Raw genomic sequence first — 1,926 nt, 5'->3', positions numbered from 1 at the left:
CCGGCGGCATCGTCACGCGGATCCTGGAGATCGACCCAGCCGCTCGTTCCCGGCTCGGCGTCCACGCGGCGGTAGAGCTCCTCGAGCTCTTCTTCCCAGGAGTCGTCGACCGGCACGACGATGACGCCGTCGGCGGGCAGAGGGCCGCGCACGGGGCGCCGGACGTCGTTTCTCGCTATGGTCTGCAGCAGGACATCCGAGACCACGTCCGGGCAGATCTTCGGCAAGGTGTGCTCGGCCCCGGGGACGATGTACTCCTCGGCGCCGGGAATCGCCTCCATGATGCGGTGCGTCTCTTCGTAGAGGACCACGTCGAACTCGCCGGCCATGACGGTCACGGGGCAGGTTATGGCTGCGAGCGAAGCGGGGTCGATCTGCGGCTGGTCGACCATGAGGGCGAGGAGCTCGGCGATGCGCGCGGCCTCCGCAGGCGAGGGGATGGTCGTGCTCGCCTTCCCAGCCCTCCTCGGCCCAGGCCGCGTTCGCGGCGGCCGCCTCGGCCATCCAGCGGGTGTCTTCCGCGGGAAGGCCCGCGGGCGAGAGGTTCGCGCCGAGCGCGGTGAGCGTCAGGACGTGTGCGCCCCAGTCCCGCGCAAGGAGGAGCCCCAGGATCCCGCCGTCGGAGAACCCGAGCACATGGCACTCCCAGACGCCCAAGCGGGCCATGACCTCGCGGGCGTCTGCGGCCATGAGCTCGTAGGAGAGGGACGCCGTGCCCCGGGTCGACTCTCCCTGGCTGCGGGAATCGACCGCCACGACCGGGCGTCCCGTCGCGACGACGGCGTCGATGACGGGGCCGAAGATGCCGTGCTCCTCGCCGTTGCCGTGGAGCATGAGCACCGGCGGGATGGCGGGGTCGATGCCGAAGGGCGTGCCGGGCACGTCGCGGGCTCCGTGGGGCGCGTAGACGAACGCAGCGATCGAGGCGCCGTCTTCGGTCGGGACGTCGACGCGCGCCGTGAGGTTCGATCGCGGCTTGTCGTAGGGGCTCGGCACGTGCACCGGCGGGGGAGTGACGCTCATGGGTTTCTCCTTTGCAATCGGGCGGGCAAGGCTTTCTTCGCCTCGCCCGCCCTCGGGTATCACAAAACAGCTGCACTGGGTGACAGTCATTGCGTGATGAGTGTCCCAAAAAAACGCTGCTGCCAATGACTGTTACCCAGTGATGGGTGGCAATAAAAGCTGCACGCAATGACTGTCACCCAGTGTTGGTTACTTTTTCTTGAGCTGGGAGGGGTGCTTCTGGAAGAAGTCGAAGCGCGGCGGGAGCGGCACGATGGCGTGGTCCTGCGCGTTCTCGCCGCGACGCCCCGCGAGCTCGGCGGGGCCGTCGAAGGCGTGGTCCCAGCTGAAGAACTCCTCGGCCGTGAAGCCCATGTGCTCGCAGATCTTCTCGCAGCCGGCGGGTACGGCGGGGTGCATGAGCAGCGTGACGGTGCGCAGCGCGCGGAAAGCGTCGGCGAGCGCCTGCTCGTAGGCCTCGTCATCTCCCTTGGCGGCCTTCGAGGCGTCGTCCCAGCGCTTGTTCTCCGCCCGGCAGAACTCCTCGGCGATGCCGAGCGCGCCGTGCGCATCGAAGGCGTGAGCCGCGGCCTCGAAGTCGAGCGTCGCCCTGCGGCAGGCCTCGACGACCTCGGCGTGGGGCTCGATGCCGGGCAGGTGCGCGCCGCAGACGTTCGCCGCGCCGTAGAAGCAGCTGCGCGCGAGGCGGTTGAAGATGTTCGTCAGGAACGCGGACTCCTTGAGCGCGGGGTCGACGATGCGCGGGTCGTCCTTGACGAGGACCTCCTCGCCGGTCTTCTTGTCCTTGTGCGAGACGGACGTGTCGAAGGGCTTGGGGTTGAACGAGACGGCCTTCTGGTCGAGGCCGAGGCTCAGCCAGTGGGCGCGCAGCTGCTCGGGGGTGTAGCAGTCGAGCAGCTCGGC

1 protein-coding gene and 2 pseudogenes are annotated in these 1,926 nt (G+C 68.9%); all 3 read right to left on the bottom strand.

Features of this window, described 5'->3' with window-relative positions; translation table 11 throughout:
- On the bottom strand, positions 1-392 hold a 392-nt coding region (locus ACT84W_RS08425), incomplete at its 3' end, for an alpha/beta fold hydrolase (RefSeq protein ID WP_444328888.1).
- A 178-nt stretch (positions 393-570) separates the two neighbouring features.
- Positions 571-834 (bottom strand): annotated as a pseudogene (locus ACT84W_RS08420) (alpha/beta fold hydrolase); the annotation flags it as partial.
- Positions 835-1,212: 378 nt separating this feature from the next.
- Positions 1,213-1,926 (bottom strand): annotated as a pseudogene (locus tag ACT84W_RS08415) (methionine--tRNA ligase); the annotation flags it as partial.

Source organism: Paratractidigestivibacter sp. (assembly GCF_052362415.1).
Lineage (GTDB): Bacteria > Actinomycetota > Coriobacteriia > Coriobacteriales > Atopobiaceae > Paratractidigestivibacter.
This window is presented reverse-complemented; position numbering and strand designations above follow the sequence as displayed.